20 protein-coding genes are annotated in these 25296 nt (G+C 76.0%); 4 read left to right on the plus strand and 16 right to left on the minus strand.

Annotation, left to right across the window (positions count from 1 at the left end; all coding sequences use genetic code 11):
• Positions 1-163: 163 nt before the first annotated feature.
• From LO771_RS04150 to rsmH, 16 genes are all read right to left on the minus strand, one after another.
• Positions 164-1363, minus strand: a complete 1200-nt coding sequence (locus tag LO771_RS04150; RefSeq protein ID WP_230648197.1) for a DivIVA domain-containing protein — start codon at positions 1361-1363, stop codon at positions 164-166.
• 42 nt (positions 1364-1405) lie between these two features.
• The gene (locus LO771_RS04155) at positions 1406-1702 is read right to left on the minus strand and encodes a YggT family protein (RefSeq protein ID WP_230648198.1); all 297 of its coding nucleotides are present in this window, start codon (positions 1700-1702) and stop codon (positions 1406-1408) included.
• Between the two features lie 79 nt (positions 1703-1781).
• Positions 1782-2378, minus strand: coding sequence for a cell division protein SepF (locus LO771_RS04160; RefSeq protein ID WP_230648199.1), 597 nt, complete (start codon positions 2376-2378; stop codon positions 1782-1784).
• Between the two features lie 217 nt (positions 2379-2595).
• Entirely contained in the window at positions 2596-3393 is a 798-nt protein-coding gene (locus tag LO771_RS04165) for a YggS family pyridoxal phosphate-dependent enzyme (protein ID WP_374228059.1), read from the minus strand.
• Positions 3390-4130 (minus strand): peptidoglycan editing factor PgeF, encoded by a 741-nt coding sequence (gene pgeF, locus LO771_RS04170; RefSeq protein ID WP_230648200.1) that lies wholly within the window; start codon positions 4128-4130, stop codon positions 3390-3392. The genes LO771_RS04165 and pgeF overlap by 4 nt, the downstream gene beginning before the upstream one ends.
• Positions 4131-4185: 55 nt before the next feature.
• Positions 4186-5385: a cell division protein FtsZ gene (gene ftsZ / locus LO771_RS04175; RefSeq protein WP_230648201.1), complete on the minus strand. Its 1200-nt coding sequence runs from the start codon at positions 5383-5385 to the stop codon at positions 4186-4188.
• Between the two features lie 401 nt (positions 5386-5786).
• Entirely contained in the window at positions 5787-6560 is a 774-nt protein-coding gene (locus tag LO771_RS04180; RefSeq protein WP_230648202.1) for an FtsQ-type POTRA domain-containing protein, read from the minus strand.
• Positions 6553-7662: an undecaprenyldiphospho-muramoylpentapeptide beta-N-acetylglucosaminyltransferase gene (gene murG, locus LO771_RS04185; protein ID WP_230648203.1), complete on the minus strand. Its 1110-nt coding sequence runs from the start codon at positions 7660-7662 to the stop codon at positions 6553-6555. The genes LO771_RS04180 and murG overlap by 8 nt, the downstream gene beginning before the upstream one ends.
• A 6-nt stretch (positions 7663-7668) precedes the next feature.
• On the minus strand, positions 7669-9036 hold the full coding sequence (gene ftsW, locus LO771_RS04190) for a putative lipid II flippase FtsW (RefSeq protein ID WP_374228060.1): 1368 nt from the start codon (positions 9034-9036) through the stop codon (positions 7669-7671).
• Positions 9037-9143: 107 nt separating this feature from the next.
• The gene (gene murD / locus LO771_RS04195; RefSeq protein WP_230648204.1) at positions 9144-10673 is read right to left on the minus strand and encodes a UDP-N-acetylmuramoyl-L-alanine--D-glutamate ligase; all 1530 of its coding nucleotides are present in this window, start codon (positions 10671-10673) and stop codon (positions 9144-9146) included.
• A complete protein-coding gene (mraY, locus tag LO771_RS04200; RefSeq protein ID WP_230648205.1) occupies positions 10670-11731 on the minus strand; it encodes a phospho-N-acetylmuramoyl-pentapeptide-transferase in 1062 nt (353 codons plus the stop codon). The genes murD and mraY overlap by 4 nt, the downstream gene beginning before the upstream one ends.
• Positions 11728-13155: a UDP-N-acetylmuramoyl-tripeptide--D-alanyl-D-alanine ligase gene (gene murF / locus LO771_RS04205; RefSeq protein ID WP_230648206.1), complete on the minus strand. Its 1428-nt coding sequence runs from the start codon at positions 13153-13155 to the stop codon at positions 11728-11730. Before murF ends, mraY begins: the two co-directional genes overlap by 4 nt.
• A gap of 6 nt (positions 13156-13161) precedes the next feature.
• Positions 13162-14871 (minus strand): UDP-N-acetylmuramoyl-L-alanyl-D-glutamate--2,6-diaminopimelate ligase, encoded by a 1710-nt coding sequence (locus tag LO771_RS04210; protein WP_374228061.1) that lies wholly within the window; start codon positions 14869-14871, stop codon positions 13162-13164.
• 20 nt (positions 14872-14891) lie between these two features.
• Positions 14892-17030: a penicillin-binding protein 2 gene (locus LO771_RS04215; RefSeq protein ID WP_230648207.1), complete on the minus strand. Its 2139-nt coding sequence runs from the start codon at positions 17028-17030 to the stop codon at positions 14892-14894.
• A complete protein-coding gene (locus LO771_RS04220; protein ID WP_230648208.1) occupies positions 17027-17566 on the minus strand; it encodes a septum formation initiator family protein in 540 nt (179 codons plus the stop codon). Before LO771_RS04220 ends, LO771_RS04215 begins: the two co-directional genes overlap by 4 nt.
• 53 nt (positions 17567-17619) lie before the next feature.
• A complete protein-coding gene (gene rsmH / locus LO771_RS04225) occupies positions 17620-18642 on the minus strand; it encodes a 16S rRNA (cytosine(1402)-N(4))-methyltransferase RsmH (protein ID WP_255743722.1) in 1023 nt (340 codons plus the stop codon).
• 748 nt (positions 18643-19390) lie between these two features.
• Between rsmH and LO771_RS04230 the strand changes: the two genes are divergently transcribed.
• The 4 genes from LO771_RS04230 (at position 19391) to LO771_RS04245 (ending at position 25217) form a co-directional block, all read left to right on the plus strand.
• Positions 19391-19885, plus strand: coding sequence for a CAP domain-containing protein (locus tag LO771_RS04230; protein ID WP_230648209.1), 495 nt, complete (start codon positions 19391-19393; stop codon positions 19883-19885).
• A gap of 415 nt (positions 19886-20300) precedes the next feature.
• Positions 20301-21302, plus strand: a complete 1002-nt coding sequence (locus tag LO771_RS04235) for a MoxR family ATPase (protein ID WP_230648369.1) — start codon at positions 20301-20303, stop codon at positions 21300-21302.
• Position 21303: 1 nt separating this feature from the next.
• The gene (locus LO771_RS04240; protein ID WP_230648210.1) at positions 21304-22788 is read left to right on the plus strand and encodes a DUF58 domain-containing protein; all 1485 of its coding nucleotides are present in this window, start codon (positions 21304-21306) and stop codon (positions 22786-22788) included.
• Complete coding sequence (locus LO771_RS04245) at positions 22785-25217, plus strand: DUF3488 and transglutaminase-like domain-containing protein (RefSeq protein ID WP_230648211.1); 2433 nt, start codon at positions 22785-22787, stop codon at positions 25215-25217. The genes LO771_RS04240 and LO771_RS04245 overlap by 4 nt, the downstream gene beginning before the upstream one ends.
• Positions 25218-25296 lie beyond the last annotated feature (79 nt).

Genomic DNA, 25296 nt, shown 5'->3' on the forward strand with positions numbered 1-25296 from the left:
GACCCCGGACACGAGGACCCGGACACGAGGACCCGGACACGAGGACCCGGACACGAGGGCCCGGACACGAGGACCCGGACACGAGGACCCGGACACGAAGGCGCCCCCGCTGCGGTGCAGCGGGGGCGCCCTCGGCGTGTCTCAGATCACGGCCGACCGGACCTCAGTTGTCGTTCTCCTCGTCGATGAGGAAGCCGCGCATCGGGGTCGGGGCCTGCTGCAGCGGCTGCGGGGGCTGCGGGCGCACCGCGGCCATCGGCTGGGTCATGCCCGCCGGGGCCATCGGGGAGCCGTTGCCGCCGCCGAAGCTCGGCTGGCCGCCGTTGCCGCCGCCGAACGACGACTGGCCGCCGAAGCTCGGCTGGCCGCCGTTGCCGCCGCCGAAGGACTGCTGGCCGCCGAAGGTCTGGCCGCCCATGCCCGACGGGGCGCCGGCCGGGGCCATCGACGCCGCCGGGGGCAGCGAGGCCGTGGCCGGTGTCCGCGGCGGGGCGAGCGAGTCGTCGGCCTGCGACTCCAGCTGGCGCAGCTGCGTCTCCAGGTACGACTTCAGGCGGGTGCGGTACTCGCGCTCGAAGGCGCGCAGGTCCTCGACCTTGCGCTCCAGCGTGGCGCGGGCCGACTCCAGGGAGCCCATGGCGACGCGGTGCTTCTCCTGCGCGTCACGCTCCAGCGCGTCGGCCTTGGACCGGGCGTCGCGCTCCAGGCCCTCGGCGCGGCTGCGGGCCTCGCCGACGATCTTGTTGGCCTCGGAGCGGGCCTCGGCGATCGCCTGGTCGGCGGTCTGCTGGGCGAGGGCGAGCACGCGGGCGGCGCTGTCGCCGCCGGGGCCCTGCTGCTGGGGCATGTGCGGCTGCGGGCCGCCGTGACCCATGGGGCCGCCCATCGGACCGCCCATGGGGCCGCCCATCGGACCGCCGTGGCCCATCGGACCGCCCATGGGGCCGCCCATCTGCTGCGGCATCGGCTGGCCGCCGGGGCCGGCCGGGAGCTGCGGGGGGCCGCCCATCTGCTGCTGGTGCTGCTGCTGGCCGCCCGGGGGCAGGCCGAGCTGCTGGGGGCCGCCCATCTGCTGCGGCATCTGCTGCTGGCCCGGCACGGGGGGGCCCGATATGGCAGCGGGGACGGGGGCGCCCGGACGCTGCTGCTGGTCCTGCTCCTTGCGCATGTTCTGCTGGTTCTGCGCGGCGGCACGGGTCGCCGCGGCCAGCTTGGCGCGCAGGTCCTCGTTCTCGCGGAGCAGACGGGTCAGCTCTGCTTCGACCTCGTCGAGGAAGGCATCGACCTCGTCCTCGTCATAGCCTTCGCGGAGGCGGACGGTCGTGAACTGCTTGTTACGAACGTCCTCGGGGGTCAACGGCATCTCTTCACCTCAACGTGATCGTCGGCACACCGGTGTCCTGTCTCATGACAGCCACATGAACTGCGCAACGAGCGACCTCAGGACATACACAATGATCATCAATACGAAGAAGGACAGGTCGAGCGCCACGCCCCCGAGACGCAGCGGCGGAATGAACCGCCGCAGAAGCTTGAGCGGCGGATCCGTGACAGTGTACGTGGCCTCCAGGACCACAACCATGGCCTTGCCCGGGTGCCAGGACCGGGCGAACTGGAAGACCCAGTCCATCACCAGCCGGAAGAGCAGGATGACGAGGAAAGCGGTCAGTGCGTAGAAGAGCACTGCCGACACGATGCCCATCGCGCCTTCCCCTCCCTCTTCCTGTTCGTTCCGGACGTCACTTGCTGTCAGCGGATCCGCACGTGGTGTCGCGGCCGGGTCAGCTCTGGTTGAAGAACCCACCCTCGGCGATGCGCGCCTTGTCCTCCGCCGTGACATCGACGTTAGCAGGAGACAGGAGGAACACCTTCTGCGTCACCCGCTCGATGCTGCCGTGGAGGCCGAAGACGAGCCCAGCCGCGAAGTCTACGAGGCGCTTGGCGTCGGTGTCGTCCATCTCCGTGAGATTCATGATCACGGGGGTCCCGTCGCGGAAGTGCTCCCCGATGGTGCGGGCCTCGTTGTACGTTCGGGGGTGGAGCGTGGTGATGCGGTAGGGCTCTCGCTCGTTGACGACCTTGGGCATGATCACCGGGGCGCTCTTCTCCACGTGGCGGCGTTCGGGTGTGATGGACGACACCGGGGCCATCCGCACCGGCTCCTGGCGGACCGGCACCGGCCGCTCCGGCACGGGGGCGGCGTGCGGCACCGGCTGTGCGGGCGCGGCGGCCTGCCGGGGCACCTCCTCGGTGCGCCCGGTGCGGAGCGGCTCGGGGTCCGCGTCGTAGTCGTCGTCGGGGTCGTACCCCTGGCCGTCGTAGGTCTCGTCCTCCACGAGGCCGAGGTAGACCGCCATCTTGCGCATAGCGCCGGCCATACTCCTGTCCTCCGCTCTGTGGTGGATCGGCCCGTCACCGGCCGGACCCCGCCGTCGGCGGGACGCCCACGGTCGGGACCGCGGTCCGCCCGGGCCCGACCATGGGTCAGATCCCGTGCGCGGCCGCGGACATGCGATCCACAGGTCGCGGCCGAGAGGTGGCTGCGACCACTTTTGTCCTATTTTGTCCTGTGGTCTGATCTACTCATCGGTGACGTTACCGGAGGGGTGGCCGCGCACCGAGCACCGCCGTTCCGACGCGCACATGTGTCGCACCGGCCGCAACGGCCTCCTCGAGGTCGCCACTCATGCCCGCGGAGACCATCGTGGCACCGGGATGCACCGCCCGTACGGCGGTTGCGATTTCCGCCAGCCGCCCGAAGGCGGCCGCCGGATCGCCCGCGTAACGGCCCGCCAGGGGTGCGACGGTCATCACACCCCCCAGCCGCAGCCCGGGCGCGTCGGCGATCATGTCCGCGAGCGCCGCGACCTCCTCCGGGGTCACCCCGGCGCGGCCTCCGCCCGCCCCCGCCTCGCGGTCGAGCGCCACCTGCACCAGGCAGCCGAGGTCGGGCCGCTCCGCGCGCACGACCGCGGCGGAGAGGGCGTCGACCAGCCGCGGCCGGTCGACGGAGTGCACCCAGTCCGCGTACCGGACGACGGAGCGGGCCTTGTTGGTCTGCAGCTGTCCGACGAAGTGCCAGGTGAGCGGCAGGTCCGCGCAGGCCTCGGCCTTGGGGGCGGCGTCCTGGTCGCGGTTCTCGGCGACGTCGGACACCCCGAGCGCGCTCAGCAGCCGGGTGTCCTCGGCCGGATAGGTCTTGGTCACCACGACGAGGGAGACCTCGTCGCGGGCGCGGCCGGCGGCGGCGCACGCGGCGGCGATCCGCCGCTCGACGGCGGCGAGGTTCGCGGCGAGCTGCCGGTGGCGCTCCCGCAGGGCGGGGGCCGCTCCCTCGGGGGGCGGGGGGAGTGCCGGCCCGCCGGGGTGCGGGCCGTCGAGGTCGTCGTTCATGTCGATCGGGGGTCCAGCCAGACGTAGCCCGCGAGGCGCCCGGTGCGCTGCTCGCGGCGGTAGGAGAAGTGGTCCGCCGACTCCAGGGTGCAGACCGGGGAGCGGCGCAGGTCGGTGACGCCGGCCTCGGCGAGCTGGGCGGCGACCCCGCCCGGCACGTCCAGGGCCGGGGTGCCCCAGGAGGTGGCGGCGTGCGCGGCCGGGACGGCGGCGGCGACCTCGGCGCGCAGCGCCTCGGGCACCTCGTAGCAGTGGCCGCAGACGGCGGGCCCGGTCACGGCGGTGATCCGCCCGGGTCGGGCGCCGAGCCGCACCATCGCGGCGACGGCGGCGGGGACGACCCCGGCGGCGAGGCCGGGGCGCCCGGCGTGGGCGGCGGCGGCCACCCCGGCGACGGGGTCGGCCAGCAGCACCGGGGTGCAGTCGGCGGTGAGCACGGCGAGGGCGAGGCCGGGCCGGGCGGTCACCAGGGCGTCCACCCGGGGTGCCTCCCCGTCGGCCTGACGGCCGGTCGCCTCGGCGACGTCGCGGCCGTGGACCTGGTTCATCCAGACCACGTCGGCCGGGTCGAGGCCGAGGGCCCCGGCGGCGAGCGCCCGGTTGCGGCGCACGTCGGCGGGGTCGTCGCCGACGGCCCCGCCGAGGTTGAGCTCGCCGTACGGAGCGGAGCTCACCCCGCCCCACCGGTCGGTGAAGGCGAAGTGAGCCCCGTCGCGGTCGATCCGCTCCCCGATCACGCGCTGCTCCCCGGTCGTGCGGCGGGCGGTGCGGCTATCGGTGCTGCCGGAGCGGTCACTTGAGGAAGTCCGGGACGTCCAGCTCCTCGGCCGGCGTCTCCACGTAGGGCCGCTGCACCGGGGGCATCTGCGGCGGGACCGGCGGCGCCACCGGGGCGGGCTCGGTGCGGGCGGCCGGCATCTCGTCGGCGGCCGGGGCCACCGAGCCGAGGCCGCCGTAGGAGGGGCGCGAGGGCGCGGCCGGGCGGTCGCGGTCGCGGTCCGCCGGACCGGCCTTGACCACCGGCTCGCGGACGATGGCCGGGGGCTGCCCGCCGTCGAACCCGGCCGCGATCACCGTCACCCGGACCTCGTCGCCGAGCGCGTCGTCGATGACGGCGCCGAAGATGATGTTGGCCTCCGGGTGGGCGGCCTCGCTGACCAGCTGGGCCGCCTCGTTGATCTCGAAGAGGCCGAGGTCGGAGCCGCCGGAGATGGAGAGCAGCACACCGCGGGCGCCGTCGATGGACGCCTCCAGCAGCGGGGAGGAGATCGCCATCTCGGCCGCGGCCTTGGCGCGGTCCTCGCCGCGGGCGGAGCCGATGCCCATGAGGGCCGAACCGGCGTCCGACATGACGGACTTGACGTCGGCGAAGTCGAGGTTGATCAGGCCGGGGGTGGTGATGAGGTCGGTGATGCCCTGGACGCCGGAGAGCAGCACCTGGTCGGCGGAGCGGAACGCGTCCAGCACGCTGACCTGGCGGTCCGAGATGGACAGCAGCCGGTCGTTGGGGATGACGATGAGGGTGTCGACCTCCTCGCGCAGCTGCGCGATGCCGTCCTCCGCCTGGTTGGCGCGGCGGCGGCCCTCGAACGTGAAGGGGCGGGTGACCACGCCGATGGTCAGGGCGCCCAGCGAGCGGGCGATGTTGGCGACGACGGGCGCGCCGCCGGTGCCGGTGCCGCCGCCCTCGCCGGCGGTGACGAAGACCATGTCGGCCCCCTTGAGGACCTCCTCGATCTCCTCGCGGTGGTCCTCGGCGGCCTTGCGGCCGACGTCGGGGTTGGCGCCGGCGCCGAGACCCCTGGTGAGTTCGCGGCCCACGTCGAGCTTGACGTCGGCGTCGCTCATCAGGAGGGCCTGTGCATCGGTGTTGATCGCGATGAACTCGACGCCCTTGAGCCCGACCTCGATCATCCGGTTGATGGCGTTCACGCCACCGCCGCCGATACCGACGACCTTGATGACTGCGAGGTAGTTCTGCGGTGCTGCCACGTCGAAGGCCTCTCGCCTCGGTGTACCGGGTCGGACGGCTGCGTGGTGACCGCCGTTCGACGAATGCCGATGGGTGGGGTGCCCGTTTCCGGGGCATGCGCCCCGGAATGCCGACCGCCGACCCGAACCCTAAACTTGAGGTTTAGGGTTAATGCCGTGTCCGTGTCCTTCTCAACGTCCTGGTGACACAGGACCCTAGGTCGATGCGCGGCCGTGTTCAACGAACACGCCGAGCCTCCCGCTTTTCTTTTGAGCCTATGTGATCATCCTGCGGCCCTCACAGCCGGGGTGGACCACCAAGGGTCGGGCCGCGCGGCCGTCCCGTCAATATCCGGGAGCCGCCCGGCACACCGGCGGGAACACCGGCCGGCCCGGCGGCCGGGTGACCGCCCGAACCGGCGTCAGCCCGCCGTCGCCGGCGCCTCGGGGGCGCTGACGTCGTAGGTCCGGGCCCGGTGCCCGAGCAGCGCGGTGAGCACCCTCGCCTTGCGCGGCCCGCGCTCGCTGCTGCCCCAGCGGACCGTGCGCCCGCCGTCCAGCCGCAGCTCGATGTCGTCGTACGAGTGCACCTCGACCGCGGCGGCCTTCCCCGCCACCGCCGGCGGCAGGTCCCCGGCGACCCGGACCGCGGCCGCGACCAGTTCCCGCTGCGGGATGACGGCGTCCGCGTCCCGGGCGGCCTGGTCGAGGACGAGCCGCACCACCGGCACCCCGGGCGGGGCGGCGGGCCCGGTCGCGAAGCGGACGCCCGCGGCGTCGACCTCGGTGAAGCGGCCGTCCGCCTCCGCCACGGCCGCCACCGGGCGGCGTTCGACGACCTTGATCCGCAGGGTGTGCGGCCAGCCCCGCCACACCTCCACCCGGTCCACCCGCCGCAGCCGGCCGGTGATCCGGCGGCGCACCGCGTCGGTGTCCACCCGGGCCAGCGGCCCGCCGGGGTCCACCCCGGCCGCGGCCGCGACCTGGTCCGGGGTCAGCTTCGCGGTGCCGGTGACGGCGACGGCGCGGACGTCGAGGACCGGGGAGAAGAAGACCAGCCAGACGCAGCCGCCCGCGGCCAGCGCGCCCAGGGCGCCGACCACGGCCGTGCCGCGCCGGGAGAGGCGGAGCCGGGGCGGCGGCCCCTCGGCCGCCGCCCGCTCCGTCCCCTCCGGGGCTGCGGTCTCCTCAGCCACGGTGCGTGCCGTGCCCCCGGGCCGCGCTGATGGCCTCGTACACCATGCCGACCAGCAGGTCGTCGGCGTCCCGGCGGCCGAACTCGGACGCGGCGCGGCTCATGTCCCACAGGCGCTGCGGGTCGGTGAGCACCGGCAGGACGTTGCCGAGGACCCACTCCGGGGTCAGCTCCGCGTCGTCGACCAGCAGGCCGCCGCCGGCCTTCACCACCGGCTGGGCGTTGAGCCGCTGCTCGCCGTTGCCGATCGGCAGCGGGACGAACGCGGCGGGCAGGCCCACGGCGGCGAGCTCGGCGACCGTCATGGCGCCGGCCCGGCAGAGCATCATGTCGGCCGCGGCGTAGGCGAGGTCCATGCGGTCCAGGTAGGGCACCACCCGGTACGGGGGCATCCCGGGCACGTCGGCGACCTGCGGCACCTCGTTCTTGGGGCCGACCGCGTGCAGGATCTGGACCCCGTACTGCTGGAGGCGGGGGGCGATGGCCTGCACGGTCTCGTTGAGGCGGCGGGCGCCCTGGGAGCCGCCGGTGACCAGCAGGGTGGGCAGCCGCTGGTCGAGGCCGAAGTAGTGGCGGGCCTCGGGGCGGGCCGCGTTGCGGTCCAGGGTGGCGATGGTGCGGCGCAGCGGGATGCCGACGTAGCGGGCGCCGCGCAGCTTGCTGTCGGGCGTGGAGACCGCGACGAAGTCGGTGTAGCGGGAGCCGACCTTGTTCGCCAGGCCGGGCCGGGCGTTGGCCTCGTGGACGACGATCGGCACGCCGGCCCGCTTGGCGGCCAGGTACGCGGGCATGGCCACGTAGCCGCCGAAGCCGACGACGGCGTCGGCCTTGGAGCGCTCGATGATGTCCTGGGTGGCCTTGACGGTGGCGCGCAGCCGGCCCGGGACGGTGATCAGCTCCGGGGTGGGCCTGCGCGGCAGCGGGACCGCCGGGATCAGTTCCAGGTGGTAGCCGCGCTCGGGGACCAGTCTGGTCTCCAGGCCCCGCTCCGTGCCCAGCGCCGTGATGCCGACCGTGGGGTCGTGCCGGCGGAGTGCGTCGGCGAGGGCGAGCGCGGGCTCGATGTGACCGGCGGTCCCCCCGCCGGCGAGTACGACATGCACCGAAATTCACCGCTCCCTGCGCGGCTGCTTCGCGGGCCGCGCTGTGGTTCGTCGTGGCAGCACCCGGGCCAGGACCGACCTGGACCGGGAGGTGGAGCCCCGCGCGGCCAGCGCCGCCCTGGCCCCCGGCTCGCTGCGCGCGAAGCACAGCAGCATGCCGACGGCGAACAGGGTCGGCAGCAGTGCGGACCCCCCGTAGGAGAACAGCGGGAGCGGGACGCCCGCAATGGGCAGCAGTCCCAGCACCGCACCGATGTTGATCACGGCCTGGGCCGTGATCCAGGTGGTGGCGCCTCCCGCGGCGTACCTGACGAAGGGGTCCTTCGTGCGTCCGGCCACGCGGATACCCGCATACCCTAGTGCCGCGAAGAGGGCGAGCACCGACAGCGTCCCTGCCAGGCCGAGCTCCTCCCCCGTGACGGCGAAGATGAAGTCGGTGTGCGAGGCGGGCAGCTGGCCCCACTTCTCGACGCCGGCGCCCAGCCCCGAGCCGAAGAGGCCGCCGGAGGCCAGCGCGTACAGGCCGTGGACCGCCTGCCAGCAGGGCTCGTCGGGGCCGGTGTGGGTGACGCCCACGCAGTTGATCCGGGCGAGCCGGTGCGGGGCGAGGACGATGAGTGCGGCGGACATCACCACGGCGACGCCGGCCGAGCCCGCGAAGAGCCGCAGCGGGGCCCCGGCCATCCACAGGAGGCCGAAGAGGACCGCGACCAGGATCATGGCGGTGCCCATGTCCCCGCCGGCCATGATGAGCATCAGCAGGAAGACCGCGCCGGGCACCAGCGGCACCAGCAGGTGCTTCCACTGGTCCAGCATCCGGTTGCGCTGCTTGCGGGCCAGCAGGTCGGCGCCCCACAGGACGAGGGCGAGCTTGCCGAACTCCGAGGGCTGGATCTGGAAGAGGCCGACGTTGATCCAGTTGCGGTTGCCGCCCACCTCCACGCCGATGCCGGGGATGGTGACGAGGACCATGAGCAGGACGGAGAGCAGCAGCAACGGGTAGGCCAGCGCCCGGTGCGCCGCGACCGGCAGGCGGGCGGCGACCAGCATCAGGCCGCAGCCGAGGACGACGGCCAGCAGCTGCTTGCCGAAGTAGAAGAGCACCGGCAGGCCCTGGCGCAGGGCGGTGATCTGGGAGGCGGAGAAGACCATCACCAGGCCCAGCACCAGGATCAGCAGGCTGGAGCCGAGGAGCAGGTAGTACGCGGTCAGGGGCCGGTCCAGGGCGCGGCGCAGCCGGGCGGAGGCCCCGCGCAGGGCCGCCGCCCGGCCGGCGGCGCGGAAGGTGGTGCTGGTGGCCGAGATCACCGGCAGGCGGCCGGAGGGGCGCTCGGCGGGCCGGGCGGCGGTGCGCCCGCGTACCTGTCCTGGCACCGCTCGCCCCTTCCCGGTCGTTCCCCTCGGCCCTGCTGCCGGGCCGTCCCGCCGCGGGACCGCCCCGCCGCCGGGCCGGGCGGCGTGCGGCCGCCCGGCCCCGGGCCTCAGCGGCCCCGGAGCCCCCGCACCGCGGCGGCGAAGAGGTCGCCGCGCTCGCCGTAGTTCGTGAACATGTCCATCGAGGCGCAGGCCGGGGCCAGCAGCACGGTGTCGCCGGGCCGGGCGAGGTCCGCGGCGGCGCGGACGACGGTGTCCATGGCCTGCGCGCCAGTCTGGCCCTCGGCCGCCTCGATCACCGGCACATCCGGGGCGTGTCGCGCCAGCGCCTCCCGGATCACCGCGCGGTCGGCGCCGATGAGCACCACGGCCCGCAGCCGGGACGCCGCACCGGCCGCCAGTCCGTCGAAGGCGGCGCCCTTGGCGAGGCCGCCGGCGATCCAGACGACCGGGTCGTAGGCGGCCAGCGAGGCAGCGGCGGCGTGGGTGTTGGTGGCCTTGGAGTCGTCGACCCAGGTGACGCCGTCCACCACGGCCACCTGCGCGATGCGGTGGGCGTCGGGCCGGAAGGCCCGCAGGCCGTCGCGGACGGCGCGCGGCTCCACGCCGTAGGCGCGGGCCAGGGCGGCGGCGGCCAGGGCGTCGGCGACATTGTGCGGGGCGGGCGGCTGGACGTCCTCGACGGAGGCCAGTTCGGCGGCGGTGCGCTGCCGGTCCGCGACGAACGCCCGGTCGACCAGGAGGCCGTCCACGACGCCGAGCTCGGACGGGCCGGGGGCGCCGAGGGTGAAGCCGACGGCGCGGCAGCCCTCCTCGACGTCGGCGGCGCGCACCAGCTCCTCGGTGGCGGGGTCGGCCGTGTTGTACACGCAGGCGACCCGGTTGCCCTCGTAGATGCGGCCCTTGTCGGCGGCGTACGCCTCCATGGAGCCGTGCCAGTCGAGGTGGTCCGGCGCCAGGTTGAGGACGACCGCCGAGTGCGGGCGCAGCGAGGGCGCCCAGTGCAGCTGGTAGCTGGAGAGCTCGACGGCGAGCACGTCGTAGGGCTCCGCCCCGTCCACCCCGTCCCCGTACGCGCCGTCCATGCCGTCCACGCCGTTCCCGTCCGCGCCGCCGAAGCCGGTGAGGACGGCGTCGAGGACGGAGACGCCGACGTTGCCGACGGCGGCGGTGCGCCTCCCGGCCGCGGTGAGGATGCTGGCGAGCATCTGCACGGTCGTCGTCTTGCCGTTGGTCCCGGTGACGGCCAGCCAGGGTGCGGGCTCGCCGGTGGCGGGGTGCGGGCGGCGCAGGCGCCAGGCCAGCTCGACGTCGCCCCAGACGGGCACGCCGGCGGCGTCCGCGGCGGCGAAGAGCGCGCTGGAGGGCGGCCAGCCGGGCGAGGTGACGACCAGCCGGGTGCCCTCGGGCAGGGTGGCGCCGTCGCCGAGGCGGACGGCGACGCCGTCCGCCTCCAGGCCGGCGGCGCGCTCGCGCAGCGCCGGGGAGTCGCCGCCGTCGACGACGGTGACGTCGGCGCCGAGCCCGTGCAGGACGCGGGCGGCGCTGATGCCGGAGACGCCGAGGCCGGCGACGGCGACGGGCAGTCCCTCGAACCCGGGGGTGTCCGCGCCGTGCGCGGCGGCGCTGTCCGTCATCCGGTCACCCAGCCCGCGTAGAAGAGTCCGAGGCCGACGGCGACGCAGAGGCCCTGGATGATCCAGAAGCGGACCACGATGAGGACCTCGCTCCACCCCTTGAGCTCGAAGTGGTGCTGGAGCGGCGCCATGCGGAAGACGCGCTTGCCGGTCATCCGGAAGGAGCTGACCTGGATGATCACCGAGAGGGTGATCAGCACGAAGAGGCCGCCGAGCAGGGCGAGCAGCATCTCGGTGCGGGAGCAGATGGCGAGGCCGGCCAGGGCGCCGCCGAGCGCCAGGGAGCCGGTGTCGCCCATGAAGATCTTGGCGGGCGAGGTGTTCCACCACAGGAAGCCGAAGCAGGAGCCCATCAGCGCCGAGGCCACCACCGCGAGGTCGAGCGGGTCGCGGACGTCGTAGCAGTTGGCGGTGGCGGTGAGCGCGAAGGCGCAGTTCTGGCCGTGCTGCCAGACGCCGATGAAGACGTACGCGCCGAAGACCATCACCGAGGCGCCGGTGGCCAGGCCGTCGAGGCCGTCGGTGAGGTTCACGCCGTTCGACATCGCGGCGATCATGAAGTACGCCCAGACGACGAACAGCACGGGCCCTATCGACCAGCCGAAGTCCTGCACGAACGACAGCTTGGTGGAGGCCGGGGTCAGGCCGCGGCTGTCCTGGAACTGCAGCGCCAGGATCGCGAAGGCGAGGCCCACCGCCGACTGGCCGACCAGCTTGGCCTTGGCCCGCAGGCCGAGCGACCGCTGCTTGATGACCTTGATGTAGTCGTCGAGGAAGCCGACGAGTCCCAGACCGGCCGTCAGGAAGAGCACCAGCAGCCCGGAGGCGGTGGGCTTCTCCATGGTGATGGCCTTGGTGGCCGCGTACGCGATCAGCGTCGCCAGGATGAAGGCGATGCCGCCCATGGTGGGGGTGCCGCGCTTGCTGTGGTGGGCGGCGGGGCCGTCGTCGCGGATCATCTGGCCGTAGCCGTGCCGGGCGAGCAGCCGGATCAGCAGCGGGGTCCCGATGAGCGTGAGGACCAGGCCGATGACGCCGGCGAAGAGGATCTGCCTCACCGGGCCGCTCCGTCCGCCGCGGCGCCGCCGTCCGCGAGCAGGGCCTCCGCGACCCGCTCCAGACCTGCCGCGCGGGATGCCTTCACCAGCACCACGTCCCCCGGCCGTACCTGATCGCGCAGCAGATCGATCGCCGCCTCAGCGTCGGACACCAGCACCGACTCCTCACCCCACGAACCCTCGTTCTTGGCACCCATGTCGAGCCATGCGGCCTCGCGGCCGCCGACCGCCACCACCTTGGTGACGTTCAGCCGGACCGCCAGGCGCCCGATGGCGTCGTGCTCCGCGAGGGAGTCCTCGCCGAGCTCCCGCATCTCGCCGAGCACCGCCCAGGTGCGCCGGCGCCCGGGCCCGGTGCCCGCCATCGACACGAGCGCCCGCAGTGCGGCCCGCACCGAGTCCGGGTTCGCGTTGTAGGCGTCGTTGACGACGGTGACACCGTCGGCCCGTTCGACGACCTCCATGCGCCAGCGGGAGAGCGCACCCGCCTCGCCCAGGGCGGCGGCGGTGTCGTCGACGGACATTCCGAACTCCCCCGCCACCGCTGCGGCGGCAAGGGCGTTCGAGACGTGGTGCTCACCGTACAGGCGCAGGGTCACGGGGGCGGAACCGGCCGGGGTGATGAGGGTGAAGGAGGGGCGGCCGGAGGCGTCCAGGCGGACGTCCTCGGCCCTGACCTGCGCCTCCGCGGACTCGCCGAAGAGGACGACGCGGGCCCGGGTGCGGGAGGCCATGGCCCGCACCAGCGGGTCGTCGGCGTTGAGCACCGCGACGCCGTCGGCGGGCAGGGCCTCCACCAGCTCGCCCTTGGCCTCGGCGATGGCGGCCTTGCCGCCGAACTCGCCGATGTGGGCGGTGCCGACGTTGAGGACGACGCCGATCCGGGGCGGGGTCAGGCCGGTGAGGTAGGCGATGTGGCCCTTGCCGCGGGCGCCCATCTCCAGCACCAGGTGGCGGGTGGAGGCGTCGGCGCGCAGCGCGGTGAGGGGCAGGCCGATCTCGTTGTTGAAGCTGCCGGTGGGGCAGATCGTCGGGCCGACGCGCTCCAGGAGCTGGCCGATCAGGTCCTTGGTGCTGGTCTTGCCGGCCGAGCCGGTCAGGCCCACCACCGCGGTGGTCTCCCGCAGCCGGTCGACGACGGCGCGGGCGAGGCGGCCGAGCGCGTCGACGACGTCGTCGACGACGACGGCGGGGACGCCCACCGGCCGGGCGGCGAGCACGGCGGCGGCGCCGTCGGCGGCGGCCCCGGCGGCGAAGTCGTGCCCGTCCGCGTGCTCGCCGCGGACGGCGGCGAACAGCCCTCCCGGCTGCACCTGGCGGGAGTCCACGACCACCGGTCCGGTGATCCGGGCCTGCGGGTCGGGGGCGTCGTGCAGCGTCCCCCCGACGGCCGTGGCGACCTCGGCGAGGGTCAGTGCGATCACTGGGGGTTACTCCTTGGAGTCTGCCGCGCCGGCGCCCGCGGGGCGGGGCTCCTGTGCCGCGGCCTCCGGGTGGCTGCGGACGATGGCGTCGCGCAGCACCTCCCGGTCGTCGAAGGGTCGGATCTCGCCGCGGACGTACTGGCCGAGCTCGTGGCCCTTGCCCGCGACGAGGACGGAGTCGCCCGCATGGGCGCGGGCGACTGCGGCGGCGACCGCGTCGGCCCGGGAGGGCACGACCAGGACGTCGCCGCGCTCCGCCTCGGGGACCTCCAGCGCGCCGCCGAGCATGGCGGCGAGGATGGCGAGGGGGTCCTCGGTGCGGGGGTTGTCGCTGGTGAGGACGGCGGTGTCGGCGAGCCGGGCGGCGATGGCGCCCATGGGGCCGCGCTTGTGCGGGTCCCGGTCGCCGCCGCAGCCGACGACGAGGTGCACGCGGCCCTTGGTGACCTCGCGCAGCGACTCCAGGACGGACCGCAGGGCGTCCGGCTTGTGGGCGTAGTCGACGACGGCGACGAAAGGCTGGCCGGCGTCGACCCGCTCCATGCGGCCGGGCACGCCGGGCACGGCGGCGACGCCCGCCACCGCCTGCTCCAGCGGCAGCCCGGCGCTCGCCAGGGCCGCGATCGCGGCGAGGGCGTTGGCGACGTTGAACGGGCCGGGCAGCGGCACCGAGGCGTCGGCGGCGGCGCCGTCCGGGCCGACCACGCGGAACGTGGAGTCGGCCGGGCCCAGGTGGACGGCCTCGGCCCGCCAGTCGGCGTCCGGGTCGCCCTCGGCGGAGAAGGTGGTGACCGGGATGCCCGCCTCGGCGGCGAGGCGGCGGCCGTAGGGGTCGTCGAGGTTGACCACGCCCCGGCGGGCGCGGCGCTCGGTGAAGAGCTGCGCCTTGGCCCGGAAGTAGTCCTCCATGTCGGGGTGGAAGTCGAGGTGCTCCGGCGTCAGGTTGAGGAAGACCGCGACGTCGTAGACCACGCCGTCGACCCGGCCGAAGACCAGGGCGTGGCTGGAGACCTCCATGGCGACCGCGTCGGCGCCCTGCTCGCGCATCAGCGCGAGGACGGCGTGCAGGTCGGTGGCCTCGGGGGTGGTGCGCTCGCTCGGGATGCGGCGGTCGCCGACCCGCATCTCCACGGTGCCGATGACGCCCGGGGCGCGCCCGGCGCCGCGCAGGCCGCCCTCGACCAGGTACGAGGTGGTGGTCTTGCCGCTGGTGCCGGTGACGCCGACCATGAGCAGGTCCTCGGCGGGCCGCCCGTACACGGCGGCGGCGAGGGCGCCCATGCGGGCCCGCGGCTCGTCGACGACGAGGACCGGCAGGCCGCAGGCGGCTGCCTGCTCCGCCCCGGCCGGGTCGGTGAGCACCGCGACGGCCCCGGCGGCGGCCGCCCGGTCGGCGAAGGCCGCGCCGTGGTGGTTGGCGCCGCCGAAGGCGACGTACACGTCGCCGGGGCGCACCGCCCGGGAGTCGTGGGTGATGCCGGTGACCTCGGCCTCCGCGGCGGCCCCGGCCACGGCGGCGGACGGGACCGGGCCCAGCAGGGCGGCGACCTCGGCGAGCGGGGTCGGCCGCACCGCGTCGGGGCGGGGCGGGCCGGGGTGCTTCGGGGGCTGATCAGGTTTCGGCACGGCAGGCAGGGTATCCGGAGCGGCGGCGCCCGGGCCACGCGAGAGGCCGGGGGCGGACCCCGCGGGCTCCTGGGGTGTGATCGAGGTCACGTCGGCTCTCCTGTCGCTGCTCACGGGGAGGGCTTCCACTCGACGGGGAGCCCGGGGGCTGGGGCGCCGCTGGGCGGCACCTGGAGGGACTTCAGGGCGAACTCCATCACCTGCTTGAACACCGGCCCGCACAGCTGGCCGCCGAAGTGGCCGTTGACCGGGTCCTGGATGGTGCAGGAGACGGTGAGCCGGGGCCGGTCGGCGGGGGCGAAGCCGATGAAGGAGGCGGTGTAGCCGGAGTAGCGGCCCGTCCTCGGGTCGACGCGGTTGGCGGTGCCGGTCTTGCCGGCGACCCGGTAGCCGGGGATCTGCGCCCTGGCGCCGGTGCCCTGCTCGTCGGAGACGACCGACTCCAGCATCCGGGCGAGGGTCCCCGCGGTCTGCGGGCCGACCACGCGGGTCCGCCCGGGGGCGGGGGCGGGGGTGAAGCGGCCGTCGGGGCCGGTGGTGCCGCGCACGAGGCTCGGGTCGACCCGCACGCCGCCGTTGGCGATGGTGGAGTAGACCGAGGTCGCCTGGAGGGCGTTGAGCGAGAGGCCCTGCCCGAAGGGGATGGTGTACTGCTGCGAGCCCTGCCAGTCGGCCGCGGCGGCGAGGATGCCGCGGGTCTCGCCGGGGAAGCCGAGGCCGGTGGGGCGGCCGATGCCGAACTTCCGCAGGTAGCCCTCCAGGACCCGGTTGGACTCCTTCTGGGTCTTCCCGAGGTGCTCGGCGGCCTCGATGGTGCCGATGTTGGAGGACTTGGCCAGCACCCCGTTGAGGGTGAGGTACCAGGTGCCGTGGTCGACGTCGTCGTGGAAGATCCGGTCGGCGCGGTGCAGGGTGCCGGGGACGGTGACGTGGGTGTCCCAGGCGGCGGTGCCGGTGTCGAGGACCGCGGCCATCGTCATCAGCTTGGCGGTGCTGCCGGGCTCGTAGGCGTCCTGGAGGGCGGGGTTGCCGAGGGCACCGGGGGCGGCGTGGGCGAGGTCGCCGGCGTTGAAGCCCGGGGCGGTGGCCATGGCCAGCACCTGCCCGGACCGCACGTCCTGCACGATGACGTAGCCCTTCTCCGCGCCCGCCGCCCGCACCTGGTCGGTGATGGCGCGCTGGGCGGCCCACTGGATGTCGCGGTCCAGGGTGAGCCGCAGGGTGGAGCCGGGGACGGCGGCGCGCTCGTGGAAGCCCGCGGTGGGCACCAGCTGCCCGCCGGACTGGGCGTACGTGATGCGGCCGTCGCGGCCCGCCAGCTCGGCCTGGTACTGCTGCTCCAGGCCGCCCGCGCCGAGGCCCTCGCCGTTGACGAAGCCCACGACGTTGGAGGCCAGGCCGCCGTCGGGGTAGACGCGGCGGCTGGTCCCGCGGTGGAAGACCCCGGCCAGCACGTCGGCGCAGCCCGCGTCCACGGAGGTGCGGCCGCCCTGGTCCGCGGGCCTGCCGACCTGCGCGGCCTGCGCCTGGCAGGCGGGTGTGGCGGCCTGCTTGGCGAAGGCCGCCTTGAGCGCGCTGATCTGGGTCCAGGCCTGCGGCGGCTGGCGGCCGGCGAGGAGCGCGTACCGCTTGCCGGGGGCGCTGAGGGCGGCGGCGAGCTTCGCCCGGTCGGTGCCGAGGATCGGGGCGAGCAGGGCGGCGGCCTGCTGCGGGGCGTCGGGGACCTTCGTCTGCGCGGGGGTGAACATCGTCGGGTCGGCGGTGATGTCGTCGGCGTCGACGGTCGCGGCGAGGACGGCGCCCGAGGCGTCCGTTATGGCACCGCGGTCGGCGGGGAGCACGTCGTCGACGTACCGGTTGACGGCGGCCTCCCCGGCGAGGGCGGAGGCGTCCACCAGCTGGAGCTGGACGAGGCGGCCGACGAAGAGGGCGAGGACGGCGGCCAGGACGGCGGTGACCACCCGCAGCCGGCGGCGGGGGTCGCCCAGGCGGATGGCCTTCCCGGCGGACCCGCGGGCCGCCGGGGGGCGGCCGGGCCGGGCGGGGCGGCCCGGCCGCCCCTCGCGGTCCTGCGGCCTCTCGCGGTCCTGCTGCCTCTCGCGGTCCTGCCCGCGGTCGGGCCGGCCGGTACGGGGGCGGGGCGGGCGCGGCGCGGCGGCCCCGGCCGCCGGGCGGCCGCCCGCGGGCCGGGGGGCGGGGGCGGGCCGGGCCGCCGCGGGGCGGCGGGGCCGGCGGGGTTCGTCGGTCACCGGGCGGCACCCCCCGCGGCGGCCGGCGCGGCCTGGATGACGCCGTCGGCGCCGGCGGGCGCGGGCGCGGCGGCCTGGGGGCTGGGGCTGGGGACGCTCCACAGGGCGCCGGAGGAGCGGGTGACCGGCGGAGTGCCGACGGCCTTCCCGGGCTTCCCCAGCACCGTGCCGTCGTCCCGGAGGAAGGCGGGGCTGCCGCCGGGGACCATGCCGAGCCCGCGGGCGCGCCGCTCCAGCGCGTCCGGGGCGGACAGCTGCGCGATCTGCTGCTCCAGGCTCTGCTGCTCGTCGGTGAGCCGGGTGGTCTCGCTCTGCAGGCGCGACAGCTCGAAGGAGCCCTGGTTGAGCGCGGTGTTGAGGGTCAGCAGGCCGATCAGGCCCGCCGCCAGCAGCACCACCACCAGGACGGCGAAGGGCGTGCGGCCGCGGGCCGGGCGGCGGGGGGCGGAGAGCCGGCGGACGGTCGGACGCGGACCGGCCCCGGGGCGTCCCGGCTGCCGCCGCGCCCCCGCCGTCCCCGCTGCGGGCACCCTCAACTCCCTGCTCCTTCCCTCCCCCGGCGGACGCCCCGGGCGCCGCCGCGGGGCCGCTAGCCCCGGTCCGCCTTCCGCTCCCTGATCCTCTCCGCCGCGCGCAGCCTGGCCGGGGCGGCGCGCCGGTTCTCCTCGATCTCCGCCTCGGTCGGCAGTTCGGCGCCGCGGGTGAGCAGCCTCAGCCAGGGCTGGTACTCCTCCGGGACGACCGGCAGGCCGGGCGGGGCGGTGCTGGTGGCCCCGGCGGCGAGGTACTGCTTGACGAGGCGGTCCTCCAGGGAGTGGTACGAGAGCACGGCGATGCGGCCGCCGACCGCGAGCGCGTCCAGCGCGCCGGGGATCGCCCGGTCGAGCACCGCCAGCTCGCCGTTGACCTCGATGCGCAGCGCCTGGAAGGTGCGCTTGGCCGGGTTGCCGCCGGTGCGGCGGGTGGCGGCGGGGATGGCGTTCCGCACCAGGTCCACGAGGCGGGCGCTGGTGGTGAACGGCTCCTTCTCCCGCTCGCGGACGATCACCGAGGCGATCTTCTTGGCGAACCGCTCCTCGCCGTACACCTTGAGGATGCGGGCCAGCTCGCCGTGGCTGTAGGTGTTGAGCACCTCGGCGGCGCTCAGGCCCCGGGACTGGTCCATCCGCATGTCCAGCGGGGCGTCCTGGGCGTACGCGAAGCCGCGGTCGGCCTCGTCGAGCTGCATGGAGGAGACACCGAGGTCGAAGAGGACGCCCTGGACGCGGGGGATGCCGAGGCGCTCCAGCACGGCCGGGATCTCGTCGTACACGGCGTGCACCAGGGACGCCCGGTCCCCGTACGGGGCGAGGCGCCGCCCGGCGAGCTCCAGCGCGGCCGGGTCGCGGTCCACCGCGACCAGCCGGGCCTCGGGGAAGGTCCGCAGCAGCGCCTCGCTGTGGCCGCCGAGGCCCAGGGTGGCGTCCACGACGACGGCGCCGGGCTCGGCGAGGGCGGGGGCGAGGACGTCCAGGCACCGCCGGAGCATCACCGGGACGTGCCGGGGGCCCTGCTCCTGCCCGGTCGCCCGGCCTCCCGCGGCGGCGGTGCGTGCGGGGTCGTCGGTGCTCATGGCGGGGAGGGGCCCTTCTCGTGGTGCCGTCGCCCCGGGGCGGGGCGCCGTGCCGTCCCATGGTGGACGACGGCCCGCCGGCCCGGTCGCGCGGGGTGGGGGCGGCCGGGAGGGGGCCGCGCGCGGCGGGGCCCGCCCGGGGTGCGGACGCGGCGTCTGGTCCCCGCCCGCTCACTGGGGGAAGTGACCCTCCTGGCGCCGGGGAAGGGGAGCCAGGGGGTGCGGAGCGGGAGGAGGCCGGGCGCAGCGTCCGGCGGGTGGGGGCGGGGGCCGGCGGGCGTCGTCCCGCGGTGGACTGACGGCGTGTGACGACCCGTGGCGCTCCGCCGTCACTCTACTCCACCGCCTGCCGGGGTCAATCGTCCGCGACGGCGCACCACCCGTGCGGCGCACCGCGAAAGGCCAGGTCGGCGGGGAGCGGGGCGGCGGCGGCCGGGGCGCACCGCACCCGGTCCCGCGCCGGGCGGCCACCCGGGCGGGTGAAGGTCCGGCGGGCGGACGCGGACGGACGCGAACGGACGCGGTGCCGGCCCGGGGGCGGGCGCGGCGCCGGACCGGGGGCGGGGGCGGGCGGCACCGGGGGCGGCCCGCGGGCGGCTGGGCCGAACCGGCGAGCCGCCTCCGTCCGGTCGGCCGCAAAGCGTCCCCTCCCCGGGTGACACGGGGCGCCGCGGCGGGACAGGGCCCCCGGAACCGGTGATCGGGTGCCGGTGAGCCCCGCAGCCCCCTGCCCCGAGTGAGGTCGTCCGTGCGGAACCAGCGCAGCACCGCCCCCCGTCCGAGAGCGGCCGTCGCCGCGGCCGCCTGCCTGCTGGCGGTCGGCGCCCCCGCCGCGGCCCGCGCCGAGGGCCTGCACGTCTTCTCCGGGCAGACGGCGAACCGGGTGCTGGACCTGGTCAACGAGGAGCGGTGGCGCGCCGGGTGCGGGTCGCTGGTCCTGGAGGAGCGCCTGAACGCCTCCGCGCGGGAGCACAGCCGGGACATGGCCGTCCGCCACCTCATGTCGCACCAGGGATCCGACGGCTCCGGCCCGGTGGACCGCATCCGGCGCAGCGGCTACCGCCCCTCGGCCTGGGGCGAGAACGTCGCCCGCGGCTACGGCAGCGCCGAGGAGGTGGTGCGGGCGTGGATGTCCAGCCCCGAGCACCGCTGGAACATCCTCGACTGCGGGTACCGGGAGATGGGCCTCGGGGTGGCGGATCCGGGCGGCTACTGGACGCAGGACTTCGGCACCCCGCGGTAGCGCGCCGCGCGACGGCCCCGTCCGGCGGCGCCCCCTCCCCCTCCCCGCCTTCCCGTCCGGTTCCGCCCTCCCGCCCCAGCCCGGTCCGGTCCGCAGCGCACTCCCGATCCCGGGCAAAGCGGGCGTGTCGCCCGGCCGGGTGACTTGTGACACCGATGCAGGGAAGAATGCGTGGGGCAGGCCGGGTCCCCGCACCACCTGGGGCGGCCTGCCCGCGTGCCCGGAGCCGGGCGGCCGGTCCCCCTGGAACCGATCAGCCGGGGTGCGCGTAATCCGGGGTGGAGGGGCCGGTCCCTGGACCAGGAACGGCCGACAGGACGGGTCCGAGGAGCAGCGGGTGACGACCTTCAACGAGCGTGCCGGTCTCGACGGTCAGGGACCGGCCGGCGCCGCCTACCCCCGGGCGGGTGGGCCGGTGCCGGAGTTCCGGCGCGGGCCTGCGGCGCTGGACGAGCTCCGGGCCGTCGTGGAGCGGGTGCGGTCGTCCGTGGAGAGCGTCATCGAGGGCAAGCCGGAGGCGGTGCGGATCGCGCTGACGGTGATGCTGGCCGAGGGCCACCTGCTGATCGAGGACGTGCCCGGCGTCGGCAAGACGATGCTGGCCAAGGCGCTGGCCCGGTCGGTGGACTGCACCGTGCGGCGCATCCAGTTCACCCCGGACCTGCTGCCCTCCGACGTCACCGGCACCAACGTCTTCGACCAGAACCGCCGCGACTTCGAGTTCCGGCCCGGCGCGATCTTCGCCCAGATCGTCGTCGGCGACGAGATCAACCGCGCCTCGCCCAAGACCCAGTCGGCGCTGCTGGAGTCCATGGAGGAGCGCCAGGTCACCATCGACGGCACCAGCTACGAGCTGCCGTCGCCGTTCATGGTGATCGCCACCCAGAACCCGGTCGAGATGGAGGGCACCTACCCGCTGCCCGAGGCCCAGCGGGACCGCTTCATGGCCCGCATCTCCATCGGCTACCCCGGCCCCGAGGCCGAGCTGGCGATGCTGGACACCCACGGCGGCGCCTCGCCGCTGGACGACCTGCAGCCGGTGGCGCACGCCCACGACGTGCTGAAGCTCGTCGAGGCGGTCCGGGGGGTGCACGTCGCCGACACGGTCCGCCGGTACGCCGTCGAGCTGGTCGGCGCCACCCGCACCTCGCCCGAGCTGCGGCTCGGCGCCTCCCCCCGCGCCACCCTGCACCTGCTGCGGGCGGCCCGCGCGGCCGCCGCACTGGAGGGCCGCGACTACGTGCTGCCGGACGACGTGCAGGCGCTGGCGGTGCCGGTGCTCGCCCACCGCCTGCTGCCCACGGCCGAGACCCAGCTGAGCCGCCGCTCCACCGAGCAGGTCGTCCGGGACATGGTGCAGCGGCTGCCGATCCCGCGTCCGTTCGGGGACCAGGGCGCGCCGCTGCGGAGGGGCTGAGGTGGCCCCCCAGGGCCAGGGGGAGGCGTCGGGACTGCGCACCGGGCTGCGGGGGCTGACCACCCGGGGCCGCTCCTTCCTGGCGGCCGGCCTGACCGCAATCCTCTGCTCCTACCTGCTGGGGCAGGGCGCCCTGCTGCGGGTCGGCATCCTGCTCGCCGCCCTGCCGCTCGCCTCCGCGGTGCTGCTGCTGCGCACGCGCTACCGGGTCGCCAGCGGCCGCCGCCTCACCCCGCACCGGGTGCCCGCCGGACAGGAGGCACGGGTGCACCTGCGGGTCGACAACGTCTCGCGCGTGCCCACCGGGCTGCTCATGCTGGAGGACCGGGTGCCGTACGTCCTCGGTCCGCGCCCGCGCTTCGTCCTGGACCGGGTGGAGCCGCGCGGCCACCGCGAGGTGTCCTACCGGGTCCGCTCCGACCTGCGCGGCCGCTACCCGCTCGGGCCGCTGCAGCTGCGGCTGTCCGACCCGTTCGGCATGTGCGAGCTGGCCCGGGCCTTCACCGCGGCCGACACCCTCACCGTGGTGCCGCAGGTCGAGCCGCTGCCCCCGGTCCGGCTGGCCGGCGAGTGGACCGGCCACGGCGACAGCCGGTCGCGGGCGGTGGCGCTGGCCGGCGAGGACGACGTGGTGCCGCGCGGCTACCGGCACGGCGACGACCTGCGGCGGGTGCACTGGAAGTCCACCGCGCGCTACGGGGAGCTGATGGTGCGCCGCGAGGAGCAGCCGCTGCGCTCCCGCGCCACCGTCCTGCTGGACACCCGCGGCGTCGGCCACCGCGGCAGCGGGCCCGCCTCCTCCCTGGAGTGGGCCGTCGCCACCGCCGCCTCGGTCGCGGTGCACCTGCTGGAGCGGGGGTACGCGGTGGGGCTGCTCACCGACACCGGGCTGTCGGTGCCCGGCACCGCCGGGGAGGGCGGGGCGGCCTCCGAGACGTCGGGGCTGATCCTGGACACCCTGGCCGTGCTGCAGGCGTCGGACGGCGGGGGGCTCTCCCGCGCCGAGGACGTGCTGCGGCTCGGCGGCGAGGGCCTGGTGGTCGCCGTCCTGGGGACGCTCGACGAGGAGCAGGTGGCGCGGCTCGGCAGACTGCGGCGCCGCGCCGGCGCGGCGGTCGCCTTCCTGCTGGACACCGCCACCTGGGCCGCCGTGCGCACCGCGGCGCACGGCGCGGACGCCCTCGGCGCCGGCACCGGGGAGCGGCTGCTGCGGGAGGCCGGCTGGACGGTGCTGCGCGCCGCCGCCGGGGACACCGCCGCCGCGCTGTGGCGGCAGGCCGACCGCGCCGCCCGGCCGGGGCCGCGGGAGGCGTCGGGGGCGGCGGGCCCGCCCGGGGGCGCGCCGCAGGGGACCGGCACCGGGGCACGGGCCGACGGGACCCGGGCCGACGGGACATGGACCGACGGAACCTGGACCGACGCGGCACGGACCGCCGCAGCGCGGGCCGAGGGAGCACGGACCGACGGAGAGGGGGGTCCGCAGTGACGGGCCGCACCCGGCTGACGCTGTGCTCGGCGGCGGCCGTCATGCTGGTGTCCTTCTGCCTGGAACCGCTGGTGAAGCCCGCAGGGTGGATCCTGCACGCCGCGTTCCTGACCGCGGCCGCAACGGGCGTCGGCGCCCTCGGGCGGCGGCTGCGGCTGCCCCGCCCGCTGACCCCGGCCGCGCAGGTGGCCGCGGTGGGGTGCCTGCTGGCCCTGGGGTTCGCCCGCGACGCCGCCGTGTACGGGCTGCTGCCCGGCCCGGCCTCGGTGAGCCGGCTGGTCCAGGTGCTGCAGGGCGGCGTGAACGACGTCGGCAACTACGGCACGCCCGCGCCCGCCACCCCCGGCCTGCGGCTGATCCTGGTCGGCTCGGTGGCCCTGGTCGCGGTCGCGGTCGACACGCTGGCGGTGACCTACCGGCGGGCCGCGCTGGCGGGCCTGCCGCTGCTGGCCCTGTACTCGGTGGGAACCGGCCTGGACGACCGGGGGCCCGCGTGGCTCTGGTTCCTGCTCGCGGCGGGCGGCTACCTGGCGGTGCTGTTCGCGGAGGGCCAGGACCGGCTCTCCCGCTGGGGCCGGGTCTTCCACGGCGCGGGCGGCGGCTCCGGCGGTCCGCTCACCGGCGGCGGCCGGCGGGCCGGGGTGGCGGCGCTGGCGGTCGCCCTCGCGGTGCCGTTCTTCCTGCCGGACCTGGACGGGGGCCTGATCGGGGGCCGCCTGGGCCACGGGGGCGGCAAGGGCGGGGGGACCATCACCGCGATCAACCCGGTGGTGTCCCTCCAGTCCGACCTGAACCAGCCGGACAACATCGAGCAGCTGAGCTACACCACCACCTCGAAGAACGCCGGCAGCATGTACATCCGGGTGGCGGTGTCGGACGACTTCGACGGGGTCGAGTGGCGGCCCTCCCCGCAGCGGGTCGAGGACGTCCCCTCGCCGCTGCCGGACCCTCCGGGGCTCTCCGGCGCGGTGGAGCGCACCGAGGTCACCACCCGGATCGCCGTCGGCAGTCATCTCAGGCAGGAGTGGCTGCCCATGCCGTACCCCGCCTCCCGGGTGGACGTGCCGGGCAGGTGGCGGTTCGAGCCCAACAGCCGCACGGTGGTCGGCGACAACGGGCAGAAGACGCTCGGCCTGTCGTACACGGTGACCAGCCTCGACCTGGACCCCACACCGGAGCAGCTGCGCGCCGCGGCGGCGCCGCCCCAGGACATCGCCGAGCGCGACCTCGCGCTGCCCGCCGACCTGCCCGACGTGGTCCGCACCACCGCCCGGCAGGTGACCCAGGACGCCGACACCCCGTACGACAGGGCGGTGGCGCTGCAGGACTGGTTCTCCCAGTCCGGCGGCTTCTCGTACAACACCGAGGTGCGGGCCGGCACCGGCATCGACGCCATCACCTCCTTCCTCCGCCGGAAGGAGGGCTTCTGCGTGCACTTCTCCGCCACCATGGCGGCGATGGCGCGCACCCTGGGCATCCCCGCGCGGGTGGCCGTCGGCTTCACCTCCGGCAGCCCCCGGTCCGACGGCAGCTGGACGGTGGGCAGCAAGGACGCCCACGCCTGGCCCGAGCTGTACTTCGAAGGGGCGGGCTGGATCCGCTTCGAGCCCACGCCCAGCCGAGGCACCACGCCCGACTACACCCGGCAGCAGACGCCCGCCGCGCCGGGCGCCGACGACCGGGAGCCGCGGACCAGGCCGACGGCCCGGCCCTCGGCCGGTCCCAGCACCGCCCCCGGCTGCACCGTCCAGGAGCGGCGGGCGGGCGAGTGCGGCAAGCAGGTCGCGGCCGTGCCCGAGGCGGCGCCGCGGCGGTCGGCGTGGCCGACGGCGGCCGTGCTGGCGGGTGCCGGGGTCGGACTCCTGCTGCTGGCGCTGCTGCTCGTCCCCATGCTGTGGCGGACCAGGCTGCGGCGGATCCGGCTGCGGCCGGTGGACGGCGGCGGGGGGAGCAGGGGCGGGCCGGAGGGCGCGTCCGGACCGCCGGAGCTGACGGAGGCCCAGGTGATCGCCGCCTGGCAGGAGCTGGTGGACTCGGCCTGGGACCTGGGCATCGCACCGGACGGTGCGGAGACCCCGCGGCGCACCCTGGAGCGGATCGCGGCGGCGGCGCCGCTGGAGGACGGGCCGCGGGAGGCCGCCGGGCGGGTGGCGCTGGCCACCGAGCGGGCGCTGTACGCGCGCTCCGCGCAGGCGCCGGCCGGGCTGGGCGACGACGTGCGGGCGGCCAGCGAGGGGCTTCGGGCCGCCGCGGGCAGGTGGACCAGGGTGCGGGCGGTGGTGCTGCCGCCGTCCTCGGTGCGGATGGTGTGGCGGGTCGCCGGGCGGTACGCCGCCGTGCGGGACACGGTCCGGGACGCCTGGTGGTCGGCGCGGCGGCGGGCCGCGGACGCGGTCGGCGGGCTGCTGCGGCGGGGCGGGCGCGGCTGACCGGGCGCGGCGGGTGGACGGGCACCGTTGAACGGGCGCGGCTGCGCAGGCGCGGGTGGACAGGCGCGGGTGGACAGCC

It is taken from the genome of Streptacidiphilus sp. ASG 303 (genome assembly GCF_020991365.1).
Taxonomy (GTDB): Bacteria; Actinomycetota; Actinomycetes; order Streptomycetales; family Streptomycetaceae; genus Peterkaempfera.

Excerpts from the sequence above, each read along its gene's own strand:
- LO771_RS04150 (WP_230648197.1), bottom strand. The coding sequence starts at position 1,363 with ATGCCGTTGACCCCCGAGGACGTTCGTAACAAGCAGTTCACGACCGTC.
- LO771_RS04155 (WP_230648198.1), bottom strand. The coding sequence starts at position 1,702 with ATGGGCATCGTGTCGGCAGTGCTCTTCTACGCACTGACCGCTTTCCTC.
- LO771_RS04160 (WP_230648199.1), bottom strand. The coding sequence starts at position 2,378 with ATGGCCGGCGCTATGCGCAAGATGGCGGTCTACCTCGGCCTCGTGGAG.
- LO771_RS04165 (WP_374228059.1), bottom strand. The coding sequence starts at position 3,393 with ATGAACGACGACCTCGACGGCCCGCACCCCGGCGGGCCGGCACTCCCC.
- murD (WP_230648204.1), bottom strand. The coding sequence starts at position 10,673 with ATGACGGACAGCGCCGCCGCGCACGGCGCGGACACCCCCGGGTTCGAG.
- rsmH (WP_255743722.1), bottom strand. The coding sequence starts at position 18,642 with ATGAGCACCGACGACCCCGCACGCACCGCCGCCGCGGGAGGCCGGGCG.